Below are 18,004 nucleotides of genomic sequence, written 5' to 3'. Positions count from 1 at the left end.
CGGCTGGCCCTGTTACGCCGGGCGTCAGCGCGAGAGGTACGACAGCAGATCCTGCCGGGTGAGCACGGTGTGCGGCTTGCCATCGAGCGTGACGAGCAGCGCGTCGGCGTCGGCCAGAGCGGCCCTCGCCTGCGCGAGGGGGGCATGGATGCCGAGAAGCGGCAGCCGCTCACCCACGTGCGCTCCCACGGCATCCGCCGGCTTGGCGTCGCCGCGGAACAGCAGGTCGAGCAGACCCTTCTCGTCGACCGTGCCGACGACCTCGCCCATCATCACGGGCGGCTCCGCGCTCAGCACCACCAGCTGCGAGACGTCGTACTCGGTCATCATGCCGATGGCCTCGAGCACGGTGTCGGTCGGGTGCGCGTGCACCAGATCGGGTATCCCCTCCCCCAGCCGGGCGGTGCGGGCGGCCAGCACGTCGGCCACCGTCTCGCCCTCCTCGACCTCGCTGAAGCCGTAGGAGCGCATCCAGCCGTCGTTGAAGATCTTGCTGAGGTAGCCGCGTCCGCCGTCCGGCAGCAGCACCACCATCACAGCATCCGCCGGCAGGTCGCGAGCGACCCGCAGCGCGCCGACCACGGCCATGCCGCTGGAGCCGCCGACGAGGATTCCCTCTTCACGCGCGAGTCGCCGGGTCATCGCGAACGACTCCGCGTCGTCGACCGCGACGATCTCATGCGGAACCCTCGGATCGTAGGCGCCGGGCCAGATGTCCTCGCCGACCCCCTCGACCAGATACGGGCGTCCCTTGCCACCGCTGTAGACGCTGCCCACCGGGTCGACTCCCACGATGCGCACGCGATCTTCCGACACCTCACGCAGATAGCGACCGGTGCCCGTGATCGTGCCCCCGGTGCCGACGCCGGCGACGAAGTGCGTGATCAGTCCGTCGGTGTCGCGCCAGATCTCGGGACCGGTGGTCTCGTAGTGGCTGCGGGGTCCGTTCGGATTCTCGTACTGGTTCGGCTTGAACGCCCCGGGGATCTCGCGGGCGAGCCGATCGCTGACGCTGTAGTACGACTCCGGGCTCTCTGCCGCGACCGAGGTCGGCGTCACGACCACCTCGGCACCGTATGCCCGCAGCACGTCGATCTTGTCCTCCCCGACCTTGTCGGGCAGCACGAAGACGCACTTGTATCCGCGCTGCTGGGCGACCAGTGCGAGGCCGACGCCGGTGTTCCCGCTCGTGGGCTCCACGATGGTGCCGCCCGGCTTCAGGTCGCCCGAGGCCTCGGCGGCATCGATGATCCTCGAGGCGATGCGATCCTTCGCGGAACCGCCGGGGTTGAGGTACTCCAGCTTCACCAGCACGGTGCACGCGACGCCCTCGGTGACGTGCTGGAGCTTCACGAGGGGCGTGTCGCCGACGAGGTCGACGATGGAGTCTGCGTACTTCATGTTCACAGCGTACGTGCGACGATGCCGCGACCGGGGCTGTGTTGCGCCCGATCGCGGCATCGTGTGCTCGACCTGTCGTACCGACCCGATCAGCCCTTCGTGGACCCCGCCAGGAGTCCTCGCACGAAGTACCGCTGGAGCGAGAAGAACACGATCAGCGGGACGATGATCGACACGAACGCACCTGCAGTCAGGAGGTACCAGCCCTCACCGCGGCCGGTGATCTCGGCGAGCACCTTGGTGATCGGCGAGGCGGCGCCGTCGGCGAACACCAGGGCGACGAGCAGGTCGTTCCATACCCACAGGAACTGGAAGATCGCCACCGACGCGATCGCCGGCATCGTCAGCGGCAGCACGATCCTGAAGAAGATCTGGCCGCGGGATGCACCATCGACGCGCGCGGCTTCGATGATCTCGCCGGGGATCTCCGACATGAAGTTGTGCAGCAGGTAGATCGCCAGCGGCAGCGCGAACATGGTGTGGGCGATCCACACCTGCGCATAGCCGCCGGAGGCGTCGAGTCCCTGCGTCACCTGCACGCCGAACAGGTTGATCCCCCGCGAGAACGATGACAGCAGCGGCACCAGCGCCATCTGGATCGGCACGATCTGCAGTGCGAACACGAAGATGAACAGCGCGTTGCGTCCCTTGAAGTCGATCCACGAGAACGCGTACGCCGCCATCGCCGCGATCATCAGCGGGATGAGCGTGGCCGGGATCGTGATCACGATCGAGTTGAAGAAGGACTCCAGGATCGTCAGCTGCGTGGTGCCCGACTGCAGCACCGCCACGTAGTTGTCGATGGTGAACTGTGGATTGGTGAAGAACGTCCACCACCCGGTGGTCTCGATCGCATCCCTCTCACGGAACGACGAGATGAACAGTCCGAGCGTCGGGATGGTCCACACCACGGCGATGACGATCGATGCGACCGTCGCCCACGGGCGGCTGAGCCGCTTGCGTGCACGGCCTGCCGACGCTTCGAAGCGTCCGGCGGTCGTGATCGCCCTGGTGCTCTGGTCGGTGTCTGAGTTCACGGTGTCGGTCATCGGATCTCCCGCTGCTTCTTGATCTGGCGCGCGTTGTAGATGACGATCGGGAGCACCAGGATGAACAGGATGACGGAGAGCGCAGCGCTGCGACCCGCCTCGAACTTGGAGAACTGCGTGTACATCTCGTTCGCGAGCACGGATGTGCCGTAGTTGCCACCGGTCATGGTTCGCACGATGTCGAACACCTTCAGCGAGGCGATCGAGATCGTGGTCAGCACGACGATCAGCGCCGGTCGGATCGACGGGATCGTCACCGAGCGGAATCGCTCCCAGGCGTTCGCGCCGTCAAGCTCGGCCGCTTCGAGAAGCTCGGTGGGCACGCCCTTGATGGATGCCGAGAGGACGACCATCGCGAACCCGGTCTGCACCCAGATCAGCACGACGATCAGCGCCAGGTTGTTCCACGGACCGTTCAGCAGGAACTGCTGCGGCTCTCCGCCGAACCAGACCAGGATCTGGTTGAGCAGACCGATCTGCTCGAACTCCGGACCGCGATAGGCATACACGAAACGCCAGATGATGCTCGCGCCGACGAACGAGATCGCCATCGGCATGAAGACCAGCAGCTTGTAGATCTTCTCGCCGCGGGTCTTGTCGATGAAGACCGCGTAGGCCAGACCGACCATCGTCGAGAGCGTCGGAACCAGCAGCACCCAGACGATCGTGTTCACCACCGAGGTGACGCCGTCGGACTGCGTGAAGATCCAGAGGTAGTTCGAGAAGCCGACGAAGTCGCTGCCGGTCGAGTTCCAGAATGACGCGTAGACGGTCTGGATCGACGGAAGGATTAGTCCTGCCACCAGCAGCAGCATCGCCGGCGCCATGAAGGCGACGAGCTGGATCAGGTATCCCGCTCCGTCGCGGGATCGGTAGTCGAGGAAGAAGAACAGCGCTCCCACGGCGACTGCCACTCCCATCGCCCAGTAGTACGAGTTGAAGAACCACATCACCGCGAACGGGATGAGGAGGCACATCGCGAGGCGAATGCCGGTGTAGAGCGCGCCCTTTCGCGGCGCGATGTCGACGAGCAGCAAGATGACGACGACGACCACCGCGAAGGCGAGGACGACGGCGAGAGCTTGGACGATCGGGGGCAGAGACCCGATCCATTGGAAGAACACAGTCGCGTTCATGGATTCCCCTTCATGAGACGGAGCTGATCAGCGGACGGCGCGCCCATGCGTGGTCCGAGTGCGAGAGAGGGTGGGCCGCCCATCGGGGCGGCCCACCTCATCCGATCAGCTGGAGGGCCAACCGGTCTCGATCTGGGTCAGCACCTCGTCAGTCGAGGTCCCGTTGATCCAGGCGACCATGCCCTTCCAGAAGGTTCCGGAGCCGACGGCTCCGGGCATCTGGTCGGATCCGTCGAAGCGGAACGTCACCGAGTCGTCCTGCAGCAGCTTGATCGACTCCTGCAGGATCGGGTTCTCGACGGCTTCGATGTCGACCCCCTTGTTCGCAGAGGTCACGCCGCCGAGTGCGAGACGGCTGTCCGCCCACTCGGGGCTCGAGAGGTACTCCAGCACCTTCTGCGTCGCCTCGTCGTCGCTGAACGCGCCGACGATCTCGCCACCACCGGTGATGAACGTCTCGTCCTCGCTCTGGCTCGGAAGCAGGAAGGCCCAGACGTCGCCCTCCTCGGAGATGTCCGTGCCCTCGGGGAAGAAGCCCGAGAGGAAGGACGCCTGGTGGGTCAGCGCGCACTCGCCGCTGGCGACTGCCGGGGCGACATCACCGAATGCGGTCGAGTTGATCGAGCGCACGTCACCGAAGCCGCCGTTGACGTAGGCCGGGTTGAGCAGGAGTTCACCCGTCGCGTCGAACGCCTCCTTGATCTGCGGGTCGGTGAACGGGATCTCGTTCTTGACCCACTGGTCGTAGACATCTGCTCCGGCGTTGCGGAGCACGAGGTCCTCGATCCAGTCTGTTCCGGGCCAACCCGTCGCGACGCCCGACTCGAAGCCGGCGCACCACGGAGCCTTGCCACTCGTCTCCTGGATCTTCTGAGTGAGCGTGAGCAGCTCTTCCCAACTCGTCGGCTCCTCGACACCCCATTCGGCGAACTTCTTGGGCGAGTACCAGACCCAGCCCTTGACGCTCGCCATGAGCGGTGCGCCGTAGAACTCGTCCTCGTAGGTGCCGAAGTCGACCCACCCCTGCGTCCAGTACTCCTTCGCGTTCGCCTCGACCGCTTCGGGTGCTGGCTTCAGGAAGTCGCGGGCGGCGTAGTCCGCGAAGAGTCCGGGCTGCGGGAAGATCGCGATGTCGGGCGGGTTGCCGCCCTGTGCGCGCGTTCCGAGCTGAGTCTCGAAGTCCTGGCTGCCCTCGTACTTGATCTCGATGTCGTTCTCTTCTTCGAAGTCCGCCCAGGACTCCGCGAGGAGTTCCGCTTCTCCCTCGACGATCGTGCCGTAGATCGTGACGGAGTTATCGCCGCCACCACCGCCTTCTCCCCCGCCGTCCGTGCCGCCGGGAGCACCACAGCCGGCGAGCGCGATGCCCGCGACTCCCAGCAGTGCGATTGGCGCGTAACGCCGGGAACGCTGTGACAGACCCATGTGAATTCTCCTCTTCGAGTTTCACGGCTCCCACGTCATTCTGCGCCGCCCCTCGGCGCAGAATCGGGAACCGATTCCAGGACAACCTACCGGGGTCTCACGCCGCGACACAATAAGCCAGGATCACAAGCTCGCAACCTTTCGCGATGTCCGATGCTCGGACGTGGGAGCGCTCCCGAGCGATTCGTATGGAACCGGTTCCTTTCCCGCCGCTGAACGGTTACGCTTTCATCGGCGTGGAGGCGCGGACTCGCGTCGAAAGGCATGGTCGAGGAGGACCGATGAGCACGATCGCGGACGTCGCGGCGCGCGCAGGCGTGTCGAAGGCGACGGCGAGCCGAGCGCTCAGCGGACGCGGATACGTCTCCGACGGCACCCGTCAGAGGGTCGCCGATGCCGCCGATGAACTCGCCTACGTCGCCCACTCCTCCGCGACCAGCCTCGCCACGGGGCGGACGCAGACCGTCGGCGTCATCATGCCGCCTGTCGACCGCTGGTACTTCTCCGAGCTGCTGGCCGGGATCCAGGAGTCGCTGTTCGCTCTCGACTACGAGCTCGCCCTCTACGGCATCCGCGAAGGCAGCGAGACCCGCGAGCGCCTCTTCGACACGGTGCTGCCCGGCCGGCGGTTCGACGGGATCATCGCCGTCGGCATCCAACCCAGCGCGCAGGAGCTCGAGCGGCTGCATCGCTCAGAGCGGCCGCTCGTCAGTGTCGGCCCCTACAGCGAAGGGTCGAGCGCGGTGTCCATCGATGACGTCGCCGCCGCTCGCATCGCCACCGAGCACCTCATCGAACTCGGCCACACGGACATCGCATTCGTCGGTGGTTCCACGGATCCGGACGACCTCAGCTTCGGCGACGCCCAGCGTGTCGAGGGATACCTCGAGGCACTCGCTGCAGCGGGCCTCGAAGCGATCGCCAGGATCGCGGATGCGCGCCCGACGATGCCCGGCGGCTACGCCGCCGCCGTCGAGCTGCTCGGTGATCGCCGAGGGCGACCCACCGCGATCGTCGGCGTGTGCGATGAGGCGGCGATCGGAGCGATGATCGCGGCCCGGCGCCTGGGGATCGCCGTCCCCACGGAACTCAGCATCGTCGGGGTCGATGACCACGAGCACGCCGAGATGTTCGCGCTCACCACCATCAAGCAGTCGCCACGGGAGCAGGGGCACGAGGCGGTGCGGCTGCTGCAGCAGCAGATAGACCAGCCGGACTCGCCACGAGAGCGCACTGTGACGGCATCCGCCCTGGTCGTTCGCAGTTCCACCGCGGGTCGACGCTGACCCGCGACCTCGCTCGCGAGGCCTCTCACCGGCCCCGGACGCACGAAAGCCCCGGGCGGACCCGGGGCTTTCGTGAAGCGTTCAGACGCATCCAGGGCGAGGCGCACGCGCCGCGACCTGGAACGGATTACTTGAGGGTAACCGTGGCGCCTGCCTCTTCGAGAGCAGCCTTTGCCTTCTCGGCGGCTTCCTTGTTCGCGCCCTCGAGCACGGCCTTGGGAGCACCGTCGACGACAGCCTTGGCCTCGCCGAGGCCGAGCGAGGTGAGCTCGCGGACGGTCTTGATGACCTGGATCTTCTTGTCGCCGGCAGCCTCGAGGATGACGTCGAAGGAGTCCTTCTCCTCGACCTCTTCAGCAGCGCCGCCGCCTGCGCCTGCAACGGCGACGGGGGCAGCAGCGGTGACCTCGAACTTCTCCTCGAACGCCTTGACGAAGTCGTTGAGCTCGACGAGGGTCAGGCCTGCGAACTGCTCGAGCAGCTCCTCAGTGGTGAGCTTAGCCATGATGTATCTCCTAGATAGATGGGTTTGTTGAACGAGATCGCAGGTCGCTCACGCGGCCTCAGCGGTCTCCAGCTTTTCGCGAAGAGCATCGATGGTGGCGGCAGCCTTGCCCATCGTGGCCTTCATCATGCCCGCAGCCTTCGCCAGCAGAACCTCACGGCTCTCGAGCGCGGCGTACTTGTTGACCTCGTCGGCGGTGAGGGCGTTGCCCTCGAAGATGCCCGACTTGATCACGAGAAGCGGGTTGGCCTTGGCGAAGTCACGAAGAGCCTTGGCAGTGGCGACGAAGTCACCGTGCACGAACGCGACGGCCGACGGACCCTTGAGGTCGTCGTCCAGCGCGGTGATGCCAGCCTTGTTGGCGGCGATCTTGGTCAGCGTGTTCTTCACCACGGCGTACTCAGCGTCCTGACGGATGCTGTTGCGCAGCTCCTTGAGCTGGGCAACCGTCAGACCGCGGTACTCGGTCAGCAGAACGGCAGTCGAGTTCTCGAATGACTTCGTGAGCTCGGCAACCGATGCGTCCTTCTGCGCCATGGTCACTCCTTGGTGTGTACGAGGCGCCCCACGGAGGTGAGGCGCCGGTTCCGACCGCTGGCAACAGAAAAGCTCCGGCGCAAGCGCACGGAGCTTTGGGAAGTTCGTGTCCTGCGCGGGCCCCTGCTGAGCAGAGCTTCGATCCTCATGCGCTAGCGCACACGACGATGACCAGCGGTCTTCGGTTACGACAACTGTACCCCACGGCATCCCCGGCCCCAAATCGGTCGGGATCACCGACGGTGCGCGGCGCGACCTCCGTGGCCCGCGAGCGCGTCGGCGGCGCGGATGAGACTCAGGTGCGAGAGCGCCTGCGGGGTGTTGCCGGCCTGCCGCGCGTTCGCGACGTCGTACTCCTCCGACAGCAGTCCGAGGTCGTTCGTCATCCCCATCAACCGCTCCATCAGATCGCGCGCCTCGTCGACACGGCCACTCGTCGCATACTGCTCGACCAGCCAGAAGCTGCACGCGATGAAGGGATGCTCATCGCCGTCGAGCCCGTCCACACCCGACTCCGTGCGGTAGCGGCGGAGGAATCCGTCGGTGAGCAGGGTGCGCTCGATCTGCTCCACCGTGCGCAGCATCCGCGGATCGTCAGGGTCGCAGAACCCCACCTGAGGCAGCACGAGCAGCGACGCATCCACCTCGATCGAGCCGTAGTGCTGAACGAAGTACCCGTGGTCCGCGTCGACTCCGTGCTCGTCGATCTCGCGCCGCAGCCCGTCACGGACCCCCGCCCACCGATCGGCGTCGCCCGGGAGGCCATGCTCGTTCACGGCCCGGACGCCGCGGTCGAGCGCAGCCCACATCATGACCCTCGAATGCGTGAACCACTGCGGCTCGCCCCGGATCTCCCAGATGCCGTTGTCGGGACGCTGGATCGAGGCGATCACCTGCTCGATGAGCGCCCGCTGGAGGGGCCACGAGAAGTCCCCTTCCTCGAGGCCGGCGATCCGGGCCGCCTCCAGGGCGACGAGCACCTCGCCGATCACATCGCCCTGGTGCTGGTCGACCGCCCCGTTGCCGATCCGCACCGGGGCCGCGCCTCCGTAGCCGGGCAGACTCGTGAGCTCTCGTTCGATGAGGTCGCGCTCTCCCGCGATCCCGTACATGATCTGCACCTCGTTCGGCTCACCGGCCACGGCTCGGAGCAGCCATCGCCGCCAATGGTGCGCCTCGGTGAGGAACCCGTGAGCGATGAGGGCTTCGAGCGTCAGGGCGGCGTCCCGCAACCAGACGAAGCGGTAGTCCCAGTTGCGCGAGCCGCCGAAGTCTTCGGGAAGCGATGTCGTGGCCGCAGCCACGATGCCACCGGTGTCCTTGTTCGTGAGTGCCCTCAGCACCAGCAGAGACCGCACGACCTCGCCGCGGTACGCGCCGTCGTGCTGGATCCCGCTCGCCCACCCCTGCCACCAGGATCGCGTGGCGGCGATCGCGTCGTCGACGTCGAGTGCCGCCGGCGCGTGCTCGTGCGAGGGGAACCAGCTGAGCGTCAGGTCACGGACCTCCTCCGCGGCGACCGTGAACGTCGCACGGTGCCGGTGGTCCTCCGCGACGAGCCGCACGCCGCGCACGGTCACGGCTTCGGGTCCGGCCGTCGCGCGCAGCGCCGGCTCCTCACTCGTGCCCACCTGCCGCACCCACGGGAGCCTCCGGGAGTAGTCGAAGTGCAGGCGCAGCTCGGTGACGAATTCGACGTGGCCCGCGATCCCGACGACCCTGCGAACGACATCGCTGCGCGAGGAGTGCAGCGGCATGAACTCCTGCACCTCTGCGGTGCCGCCGGCCGTCTCCCATCGGGTGACCAGGATGAACGTGTCCGACACGTAGTGGCGCTGCGAGGTCGCGGCGGCGTCGAGCGGTCGCAGGCTCCAGCATCCGTTGCTCGCCTCTCCGAGCAGGGCTCCGAACAACGACGGCGCGTCGAAGCGAGGAAGGCAGAGCCAGTCGATGCTGGCCTCCTTCGAGACGAGCGCGCCGGTGCGGCAGTCGCTGAGCAGGGCGTAGTCCTCGATGGGAGCGGGCATCGACCGATTCTGGCACGACCGTCCGTCGAGTGGACGGGATACGGTGAGACCATGACCGATGCGACGACGCTGGTGATCCTCGGGGCCGGTGGCGACCTCACCGCCCGGCTCCTCCTCCCCGCGCTGGGACAGCTGCTGACGCGGGAGCCCTCCCGCGCGGTGCGCATCGTCGGCGCCGACCGCGAGGAGTGGACCGACGCGGATCTCGAGTCCGTCGTCCGCGCGTCGTTCGCGTCGATGGATGCCGAGGATGCCGCGTCCCGCGTGGACGTGACGTACACGCGGACCGACATCACACATCCGGACGACCTCCGCGCACTGTTGAAGGACTGCACCGGGCAGGTCGCGCTCTACTTCGCCGTGCCGCCCGCCGTGGCCGCGGCATCTGTCGCGACTCTCACCCCCGACATGCTGCCGGCGGGCGCGATGCTCGTCATGGAGAAGCCCTTCGGCACGGACGAGGCGAGTGCCGAAGAGCTGAACCGGACGTTGACCGATCTCGTGCCCGAGAGCCAGGTGTTTCGGGTGGACCACTTCCTCGGCCGCTCGACCACGCTCAACCTCCTCGGGGCGCGGTTCGCGAACCGCATCCTCGAGCCGCTCTGGTCTGCCGAGAGCATCGAGTCGGTCGACATCGTCTACGACGAGTCACTGGCGCTGGAGGGACGCGCGGGCTACTACGACAAAGCGGGCGCACTGGTCGACATGATCCAGAGCCACCTGCTGCAGGTGCTCGCCGTGCTCGCGATGGAGGAGCCGGCGACTCTCGATGAGATCGACTTCCGGGCCGCGACCTCTGCGGTGCTCCGTGCGACCGCGGTGTGGGGCGACGACCCCGCGGGGTCGTCGCGTCGAGCCCGATACACCGCAGGAGAGATCGACGGCGCGGCGAAGCCGTCGTACGTCGACGAGCCGGGGGTCGACCCCGACCGCCAGACCGAGACGCTCGCCGAGGCGACGTTCGAGGTGCGGAACGCCCGATGGGCGGGGATCCCGTTCCGGCTCCGCTCCGGCAAAGCCCTCGGCACGCCTGCAAGGGAGATCGTCGTGCGCTTCCGTCCGGTCCGCCACCTGCCACGGGGACTCACGGGCACGTCGGACGGCGCGGTGCTGCGGTTCTCGCTGGGACCGGACCGGATGTCCCTCGAGCTGAACCTCAATGCGTCCGAGGACCCGTTCGAGCTGGAGCGGGCCACGTTGTCGGCCGAGCTCGGAGAGGGTGCACTCAAGGCGTATGCCGAGGTCCTGTCCGGCGTCTTGGACGGCGACCCGATGCTGGCAGTGCGCGGCGACGCCGCCGAACAGTCCTGGCGCATCGTGGCTCCGATCCTCGAGGCGTGGCGGCAGGGCGATGTGCCGCTCGACGACTACGTCGCCGGATCCTCCGGCCCTGAGGGGTGGCCTGCGCTCGGCTGACCCCTTTTCCGACGCGGCGAGCGCCCGGGGGATGCCACGGAGCGGCGTGTGCGGGAGGGAGAGTCGGCGACCGGGGTTACCCTCGATAGGTGACCCCCGAACTCCAAGCTCGCATCGTCGCGGACTCCCGCGACCGCGTGGCCTGGATGAGGGCACGATCGCGCGGGATCACCGCCACGGACGTCGCCGGACTCACGAGCGAGAGGTCGATCGCGCGCGCGGCCGACTCGAAGCTCGGCGGTGGGCCCCGCTTCGGAGGCAACGCCTATACCGATCACGGGAGACGCCGCGAGCCCGAGATCGCCGCCTGGGTGGCGGCGACCCACGGCATCCTGCCGTCGTCCGCCCTGTTCCGCGCCGAGGTCGAGCACCGGCACCTGGCGACCCCCGACGGCATCGCCGTCGACGCGGACGGCCGCGTCAAGCTCGCCGAGATCAAGACCACGAACAAGGCGTTCCGCGGCATCCCCCGCACCTACCTCCGCCAGATCTGGTGGCAGCAGCACGTGCTCGGCGCCGAGCGCACTCTGTTCGTCTGGGAGGAGCACGTCGACTTCGCTCCGATCCACGATGAGCCCCGCTGCGTCTGGATCGATCGCGACGACCGCGAGATCGCGAAGCTCGTCGGCCTCGCCACCGACCTCATCGACGAGCTGTACCGACGAACCACCGGCATGCAGGTGCCGACCCGGATAGCGGATGCTGCGGCAGCGGCCGCCGCCAGTCGCCGCGAGCACCTTCGCGAGCGCGACGCCTTCCGCGCGCTCGCTCTCGCCGACTAGACGCCGTTGGCGGGAGTGCAGGTCGGCGCGCCCGCGATCAGCGGAGCGTTGTAGGTGGCTGTGGTGACTCCGGGAGAGGTCCACCCCGAATACGTCGTCCGCATCTCGAGGATGACGTCCGCGCCCAGCAACGACCCGAGCAGCCCCGAGAGCAATCCTGTCGTGATGTCCGCCGTGTACCTGCCCTGGGCATTCGGCCCCGTGACCACGGGGGCGATCACCGTCGTGCCGACGCGCCACTGCACGTTCGCCGATGTCATGGTCGAGTACGGTGCCGCAGCGTTCGGCCACTGGAAGACGATCTTCATGAACGAACCGCCCAGCACGGGCGGCCGGATGCACGAGGAGAAGCCGGTGATCTGAGGTGGAGCGAGACGCAGCGCGGTGATGGTCGTCCGGGCGTGGTCGCTGTCGGTGAAAGCCGCCTCGGTCATCTGAGCCGACGGTGCCATGCCGATGCCCAGCAGAAGAGCTGCCCCCGCGACGCCGGCGAGGACGCGCCGCCCACGTCGGCCGGTCATGACCCGTCCTCGCTCTCGACGAGGACACGGCGGCGGCCCGCCACGAACAGCAACGTTCCGACGGCGCCCACGGCGATGGCCGCGCCGATCGTCCAGGGCGCGAGCGGTGAGAGGCCGGTCGTCGCGAGTCCCCCGTCCGGGCCGATCACGGCCGACTCCCCGGCGCCGCGCGCATGCACCCGCACCTGCGTGCTTCCGGCGTCGTCGCCGGCTAGAGAGATGACGAGCCTCAGGTGCGCGACCTCCGTGTCCGGCATCTCGAGGAGGTCCACCTCCGCGCCGTCTCGGGGAATCGGCCAGCCGGTTGTCAGCTCTTCCACGCCGCCGGCGCAGCCGGTCTCGTCCCACACCAGCTCGCACCGGTAGGCATCCACGATGAGCGACGCATCTCCCGACGCGCTCACGCCCACCGCCACGACTCCCGGGTCGGGCGCCTCCGCACTCACTGTCACGTCCCAGTGCACAGGCTGTCCTGGCAACAGGCTCGAAGCAGCGTCCCAGTCGGCGACCGAGACCAGCCGCAGAACATCTCCCTGCACCACCTGCGTGGACGGCGCCGCCCACGCAGGGCCCGCCGCGAGAAGCGCGCCGAGAACGACCGCCGAGGCGCTCGTCGCGCATGCGGCCCGCCGGTTCATCGGCCGGCCCCCGCCGTGTGGGTCCGCACGCGACGATCCTTCGACGAGCGCGGCCAGAACGCCCAGACGACCAGGGCCGTCGCGCCGAGGGTGAGGCCGCCGAGCACGTAGGGGTTGCCCATCGCGACGATCACGGTGGCGATTCCCGGAACCGAGAACAGCACGACTCGCACCGTCTGCACGGTGTACGGGTAAGGATCGTCGGCTGCGTTCGCGTCTCCTCGCATCGTGATCACACGCTCATCCTCGTTCGACCCTGGAGTGATCGACGTGATCCGGTGAGTGACAGGCAGGTCGCCCGCCCTATCGACGGTGACGACGTCGCCGACCTGCACCTGCGAGGCGGCGACGCTCTGGACGACCGCGACGGAGCCTGCCGGAATCGTCGGCGCCATGGATCCGGTGCGGAACATGATGAGGGTGATGTTCGCCGTGAGGGCCACGACGACCAGCACCATGCAGGCGACGCCGGCGATCGCCGAGAGCCAGAGAAGGGCGTCGGCGAGCACGCGCCCGAGACCTCGACGGGTCGAACGCCTCGGAACGGATGCCGACGCTGCGGGCGCGGAGGGCGACGCGTCGACGGTCGCCGTCTGCTCACGCAGGCTCCGCCTCGTGGGTGCGCTCATCGTTCCTCCTCAGACGTCATCCGTAGCTCTGCCCGCGCATCAGCTGGAGGTGCCGACGACCTGCCATGTCTGGATCGCCGTCAGCCCCTGGGCTCCGTTGTCGGTCGCAGCGGGCAACGTCACCGCGAAGCAGTAGTTCACCGTCGTCCCGCCGTTCGCCGCGACCGCCTGGGTTCCGGTGCCGCCGACCGACATCAGCGAGTTGTCGGGAACGACCGCGGTGCCGGCCGTATAGGTCGTGCCGTTGCACGTCGTCCCGGCGATCGCCCGCACGCCGTAACGCAGGTAGGTGCCGAGACCGGTTCCCGCCGTCGAGGTCACGCTCAGCTGCAGCGTGCCCGCGACGGATGGGTTGGCGGTGCGCACGCTGAACAGCGAGTACACGGTGTTTCCCGGAGCCATGGCCGAGAACGGTGCGCTGAACGACAGCGCTGCCGGAGTGCCGACGGGGTGGCTCGAGAACGTCGTGCCGTCGGTCGCACCCACGATGTCGAACCGCCCCGCGGTGAATGTCGCGTTGCCGTGCTCGGAATCGTTCCAGGCGGCGAGGGTCATGGTCGCGCCGACGCCGAACACCAGGCCGCCCGCGAGAACGGCTCGAATCCGACGGGAGAGCAGCCGCTTCGCCTCCCGCATGCCTCTGCGGGTGACAGCCATGGTCAGTCCGCAGTCGAGGTGGCCGTGAACTCCCATGTCGCGGTCGCGGTCGCACCCTGCGTGAGACCGGCACCGGCTGTCACCGCGAAGCACAGCTGAACGGGCGTTCCCGCGGTCCCTGCCGGGGTGCCCTCGGTCAGCGGAACCGAGGTGGCTCCGGTCTGAGCGCTGAGTGTCGTTCCCGATGCGACGACCGTCCCTGCGGCGGTGGCATCACACGCATCACCCGCGTCGATCGCTGTGACCGTGTACGACAGGTTCGCCTCGTTTCCGCCCGTTCCCGCGGTGATCCCCGACGGGACGAGCGTGGCGCTGTTCGTGGTGGTGCTGTCGAGCCGCACCCAGAACGGCGCGTAGACGACGTCGCCCGGCGACATCGACGATGCGACAGTCGGCAGCTCGAAGACGAGCGCTGCGGCCGTCTGCCCCAGGTCGACGTTGTGGTTGGCATATCCGGTCGTGGCACTCGTCGTCGAGCCCTCGAGGTTGAACGAGCCTGCGGTGAACGTGCCGGTCGCGAACTCCGAATCGTTCCAGGCCGCGAGCGTCACCCCGATCCCTACGCCGAGCACCAGCCCACCGGCCAGAACTGCCAGAACCTTGCGTTGTGTGTCTCTTTCAGCCATGACATTCCCCCTCCGGAATTCATGAACCGCAGATGCTGGGGATGGCCGCCCTTCTGCGGCCCGCATCCGAGTGTTCATGTCGTTCCCGTCAGCTTTGTCCAAGGAATGTCTTATTTCAAGGGGTCCGTGATCACGATCAGGCGTCCACATCGGTATTTCATGACTGAATGTCTGTGACGATCGAGAACCGATCGGCTGGTTGACGAGCTCGAACTCACCTCGACGGGTCCTGCCGTCAGCGCGACAGCACCCGCCGAGCCTCGTCCGCGACCTCGGCGGCGATGGTGTCGAGCAGCCGAGACCGCAGATTCCACTGCTGCCAGTAGAGGCTGACGCGCAGCGGTGGTCCTCCGAGCCGCACCAGCTCGTGATCGCCCTGCAGCAGCGGCACCATTCCCCAGCCGAGTCCCAGCCGGACGGCGAGCGCGTAATCATGCGACGCCGGCACGTAGTGCCTGGGGACCCCGTGCTGCGCGACGCCCATGGCGCTCAGCCACTCATGCTGAAGCGTGTCGCGTCGATCGAAGTCGACGAAGGGCGCGGCGGCGAGAGCGTCGGCCGTGACGCCGTCGCCGAACCAGCGCCGGGCGAACGCGGGCGCGGCCATCGCGTGGTACTCCAGCACGCCGAGCGGCGAGACGGAGCATCCGGCCACGGGTTCCGCCTCACTGGTGACCGCCCCCATGACGGTGCCCGACTCGAGCAGACGGGCCGTGAAGTTCTGGTCGTCGCGATGCAGGTCGAAATCGAGCTCGTGCGTCGCAGAGAGTCTCGCCAGCGGGCTGAGGAACCACGTCGCCATCGAGTCCGCATTGACGGCGAGAGGGATGCGGGTGCGCGGCGCGTTCACGTCGTCGAGACCGAGCGCGGTGAGGGCGTCGTGTTCGAGCAGGGCGATCTGCCGCGCCAGTCGAACGACCGACTCACCTGCCTCTGTGAGGCGCGCCGGCTTGGCGCGCACCACGAGCACGCGTCCGAGCTGCTCTTCGAGGCTCTTCAGCCGCTGGCTCACCGCAGAGGGGGTCACCCCCAGCGCTCGGGATGCCGCGTCGAAGGTTCCTTCGTCAGCGACCGCGGCAAGTGTGACGGCGAGTTCGGGGTCGATCTTCACATTAGCGATGCTAATGGTAGTCAAGGAATACGAACTGGTGTTGATGTCTACTCGGACCTAGCGTGGGATCATGCTCCCCGTGTTCTCCGGCCTCGGCCTCGGCCTGTCCCTGATCGTCGCCATCGGCGCTCAGAACGTCTTCGTCCTTCGTCAGGGCATTCGCCGTGAACACGTGCTGCCCGTCGTCATCATCTGCGCCGTCTCGGACGCCCTGCTGATCGTCGCGGGCGTCGCCGGACTCGGATTCGTCATCTCAGCGGCTCCCTGGCTCATCGTCGTCGCTCGCTGGGCGGGTGCCCTGTTCCTGCTGGTCTACGGAATCCTCGCGGCTCGTCGAGCGTGGCGGGGCGGCGAGCAGCTGCGGGTCGACCCGGCAGACGGTGAAAGAGCGACTCGCCGATCGAGCGGCCCTGCCACGGCGACCGCGACTCGCACTGCGCTCGCTCCGGTGGTCGCGACGGCGCTGGCGCTGACCTGGCTGAATCCCCATGTCTATCTCGACACCGTGCTGATGCTCGGATCGATCGCGGCCACCCACGGCGAGGATCGCTGGCTGTTCGCGGCCGGAGCGATCATGGCCAGCATCCTGTGGTTCACCGCGCTGGGCTTCGGCGCCCGCTACCTCGGTCGCTGGCTCCGCACTGAACGCTCATGGCGCATCCTCGATGCCCTCATCGCGATCGTCATGATCACGCTGGCTGTCAGCCTGGTGCTGCCGGTGCTCGGCGCCTGAGACGCCTCGAGGCCATCCACCCCCGCGTCTCGGCGCGGTCCGCGGTCACTCGCCGTCGAGGGGCCTCATGATGCGGGTGAGGAATCTCTTCGTGCGCTCGTGCTGCGGGGCGCCGAAGATGTCGGCCGGGGCGCCCTCTTCGACGACGACGCCCGCATCCATGAACAGGACATGGTCAGCCGCCTCGCGCGCGAAGCTCAGCTCGTGCGTGACGACCACCATGCTCCACCCCTCATCGGCGAGCTCTTTGATCACCAGCAGCACCTCCCCCACGAGTTCGGGATCGAGCGCGCTGGTCGGCTCGTCGAAGAGCAGGAGGTCGGGGCGCAGCGCGAGAGCGCGAACGATGCCGACACGCTGCTGCTGCCCACCGGAGAGCTCGTGCGGGCGGGCGTCCGCCTTATCGGCGAGCCCGACCCTGGCGAGGAGCACCTTTGCTTCTGCGACGACCTCGGCCTTGGGGCGCCCCTGCACGCGCCACGGCCCCTCGATCACGTTCTCGAGCACCGAGAGGTGCGGGAAGAGGTTGTGGTGCTGGAAGACCATCGCCGAACGATCACGCAGCGCGAGTCGCTTCTGTGCCCGCGTGCGCTTCGACACCGGCGTCTCAGGGGCGAAGTCGATGTCGGGCCCGCCTGCGACGACGATCGTGCCTGCATCGGGCGTCTCGAGGCCGTTGAGTGCGCGCAGGACGGTCGTCTTGCCCGACCCGCTCGGGCCGATCAGCACGACGACCTCGCCGCGGTGCAGCGTCAGATCGATGCCGCGGAGCACCTCGTTGTCGCCGAAGCGTTTGTGCAGGCCGCGCACCGTGAGAAGAGCGTCTGCGGTGGACGTGTGGGGCGTGCGTGCAGCATCAGCGAGCGACATTGCGATCCAGTCTCCTCTCGAGTGCGCTCTGACCGAACGACAGCACGAGGCACAGCACCCAGTAGACCAGGGCGGCCGCGAGATACAGCACCATGAACTCCAGAGTCGCCGATGCGATCTGCTGCGCGACCTTGAAGAGCTCGGTCACAAGGATCAGCGAGGCGAGCGAGGTGTCCTTGACGAGCGAGATGAACGTGTTCGACAGGGGCGGCACCGAGACCCGTGCGGCCTGCGGAAGGATGACGCGGGTGAGCGTGCGCGTGCGATTCATGCCGACCGTGTACGCCGCCTCCCACTGCCCCTTCGGGACGGACAGGATGGCGGCGCGCACGACCTCTGCCCCGTAGCCGCCGACGTTGAGCGACAGCGCGATGATCGCACTGGGCCACGGGTCGATCTTGAGTCCGATCGACCCGAGCCCGTAGAAGATCACGAACAACTGGACGATCATCGGCGTGCCTCGGATCACCGAGATGTAGAACCTGGCGATCCCCGACAGCAGCGGATTGACCGAGATCCTCATCAGGGCGACGCCGATCGCGAGCACGAGCCCCAGCGCGAACGACACGAGCGCGAGCGGCACCGTCACCGTCACTCCCGCCAGGGCTATCGGCCCGAGTGAATCGAAGAACAGCTGCCAGGGATTCTCCATCGG

General features: G+C 67.7%; 19 protein-coding genes. 4 read left to right on the top strand and 15 right to left on the bottom strand.

The features are described 5' to 3' along the window. Positions 1–24 precede the first annotated feature (24 nt). From RU09_RS08615 to RU09_RS08600, 4 genes are all read right to left on the bottom strand, one after another. Positions 25–1,401: a cystathionine beta-synthase gene (locus RU09_RS08615; protein ID WP_042539589.1), complete on the bottom strand. Its 1,377-nt coding sequence runs from the start codon at positions 1,399–1,401 to the stop codon at positions 25–27. Between the two features lie 89 nt (positions 1,402–1,490). Further along, positions 1,491–2,450, bottom strand: a complete 960-nt coding sequence (locus RU09_RS08610; protein WP_042539587.1) for a carbohydrate ABC transporter permease — start codon at positions 2,448–2,450, stop codon at positions 1,491–1,493. Next, on the bottom strand, positions 2,447–3,586 hold the full coding sequence (locus RU09_RS08605) for a carbohydrate ABC transporter permease (RefSeq protein ID WP_042539585.1): 1,140 nt from the start codon (positions 3,584–3,586) through the stop codon (positions 2,447–2,449). Before RU09_RS08605 ends, RU09_RS08610 begins: the two co-directional genes overlap by 4 nt. Positions 3,587–3,691: 105 nt before the next feature. Then, positions 3,692–5,011 (bottom strand): ABC transporter substrate-binding protein, encoded by a 1,320-nt coding sequence (locus tag RU09_RS08600; protein ID WP_042539583.1) that lies wholly within the window; start codon positions 5,009–5,011, stop codon positions 3,692–3,694. Between the two features lie 281 nt (positions 5,012–5,292). On the opposite strand from RU09_RS08600, the gene RU09_RS08595 reads away from it, so the two are divergent. Further along, positions 5,293–6,297, top strand: a complete 1,005-nt coding sequence (locus RU09_RS08595; protein WP_042539581.1) for a LacI family DNA-binding transcriptional regulator — start codon at positions 5,293–5,295, stop codon at positions 6,295–6,297. Positions 6,298–6,424: 127 nt separating this feature from the next. Here the strand turns inward: RU09_RS08595 and rplL are convergent, their stop codons facing one another. The 3 genes from rplL to RU09_RS08580 all read right to left on the bottom strand — a co-directional run bounded on the left by rplL (position 6,425) and on the right by RU09_RS08580 (position 9,366). Beyond that, the gene (gene rplL / locus RU09_RS08590; protein ID WP_042539579.1) at positions 6,425–6,802 is read right to left on the bottom strand and encodes a 50S ribosomal protein L7/L12; all 378 of its coding nucleotides are present in this window, start codon (positions 6,800–6,802) and stop codon (positions 6,425–6,427) included. Between the two features lie 48 nt (positions 6,803–6,850). Continuing rightward, positions 6,851–7,339: a 50S ribosomal protein L10 gene (gene rplJ / locus RU09_RS08585; RefSeq protein WP_042539577.1), complete on the bottom strand. Its 489-nt coding sequence runs from the start codon at positions 7,337–7,339 to the stop codon at positions 6,851–6,853. A 233-nt stretch (positions 7,340–7,572) separates the two neighbouring features. Further along, on the bottom strand, positions 7,573–9,366 hold the full coding sequence (locus RU09_RS08580; protein WP_042539575.1) for a glycoside hydrolase family 15 protein: 1,794 nt from the start codon (positions 9,364–9,366) through the stop codon (positions 7,573–7,575). 51 nt (positions 9,367–9,417) lie between these two features. Between RU09_RS08580 and RU09_RS08575 the strand changes: the two genes are divergently transcribed. Together RU09_RS08575 and RU09_RS08570 are read left to right on the top strand one after the other, a co-directional pair. Further along, entirely contained in the window at positions 9,418–10,782 is a 1,365-nt protein-coding gene (locus tag RU09_RS08575; protein ID WP_042539573.1) for a glucose-6-phosphate dehydrogenase, read from the top strand. Positions 10,783–10,871: 89 nt separating this feature from the next. Next, positions 10,872–11,564: a YqaJ viral recombinase family protein gene (locus tag RU09_RS08570; protein ID WP_042539571.1), complete on the top strand. Its 693-nt coding sequence runs from the start codon at positions 10,872–10,874 to the stop codon at positions 11,562–11,564. Here RU09_RS08570 and RU09_RS08565 read toward each other — a convergent pair. From RU09_RS08565 to RU09_RS08540, 6 genes are all read right to left on the bottom strand, one after another. Next, complete coding sequence (locus tag RU09_RS08565; RefSeq protein ID WP_042539569.1) at positions 11,561–12,085, bottom strand: hypothetical protein; 525 nt, start codon at positions 12,083–12,085, stop codon at positions 11,561–11,563. The genes RU09_RS08570 and RU09_RS08565 overlap by 4 nt on opposite strands. Further along, positions 12,082–12,723, bottom strand: coding sequence for a hypothetical protein (locus RU09_RS08560; RefSeq protein WP_042539567.1), 642 nt, complete (start codon positions 12,721–12,723; stop codon positions 12,082–12,084). Before RU09_RS08560 ends, RU09_RS08565 begins: the two co-directional genes overlap by 4 nt. Beyond that, on the bottom strand, positions 12,720–13,352 hold the full coding sequence (locus tag RU09_RS08555; RefSeq protein WP_052492908.1) for a signal peptidase I: 633 nt from the start codon (positions 13,350–13,352) through the stop codon (positions 12,720–12,722). The genes RU09_RS08560 and RU09_RS08555 overlap by 4 nt, the downstream gene beginning before the upstream one ends. 39 nt (positions 13,353–13,391) lie before the next feature. Then, the gene (locus tag RU09_RS08550) at positions 13,392–14,009 is read right to left on the bottom strand and encodes a SipW-dependent-type signal peptide-containing protein (protein ID WP_052492907.1); all 618 of its coding nucleotides are present in this window, start codon (positions 14,007–14,009) and stop codon (positions 13,392–13,394) included. A gap of 2 nt (positions 14,010–14,011) precedes the next feature. Then, a complete protein-coding gene (locus RU09_RS08545; protein ID WP_042539565.1) occupies positions 14,012–14,635 on the bottom strand; it encodes a SipW-dependent-type signal peptide-containing protein in 624 nt (207 codons plus the stop codon). A 235-nt stretch (positions 14,636–14,870) separates the two neighbouring features. Then, positions 14,871–15,746: a LysR family transcriptional regulator ArgP gene (locus RU09_RS08540; RefSeq protein WP_042539563.1), complete on the bottom strand. Its 876-nt coding sequence runs from the start codon at positions 15,744–15,746 to the stop codon at positions 14,871–14,873. Positions 15,747–15,816: 70 nt separating this feature from the next. Between RU09_RS08540 and RU09_RS08535 the strand changes: the two genes are divergently transcribed. Continuing rightward, entirely contained in the window at positions 15,817–16,479 is a 663-nt protein-coding gene (locus RU09_RS08535; RefSeq protein ID WP_042539560.1) for a LysE/ArgO family amino acid transporter, read from the top strand. Between the two features lie 45 nt (positions 16,480–16,524). Here the strand turns inward: RU09_RS08535 and RU09_RS08530 are convergent, their stop codons facing one another. Both RU09_RS08530 and RU09_RS08525 read right to left on the bottom strand, forming a co-directional pair. Then, a complete protein-coding gene (locus RU09_RS08530) occupies positions 16,525–17,349 on the bottom strand; it encodes an amino acid ABC transporter ATP-binding protein (protein ID WP_042539558.1) in 825 nt (274 codons plus the stop codon). Beyond that, on the bottom strand, positions 17,336–18,001 hold the full coding sequence (locus RU09_RS08525; RefSeq protein WP_042539555.1) for an amino acid ABC transporter permease: 666 nt from the start codon (positions 17,999–18,001) through the stop codon (positions 17,336–17,338). The genes RU09_RS08530 and RU09_RS08525 overlap by 14 nt, the downstream gene beginning before the upstream one ends. Between the last annotated feature and the right edge of the window lie 3 nt (positions 18,002–18,004).

The organism is Microbacterium sp. MEJ108Y, from assembly GCF_000834175.1.
Classification (GTDB): Bacteria; Actinomycetota; Actinomycetes; order Actinomycetales; family Microbacteriaceae; genus Microbacterium; species Microbacterium forte.
This window is presented reverse-complemented; position numbering and strand designations above follow the sequence as displayed.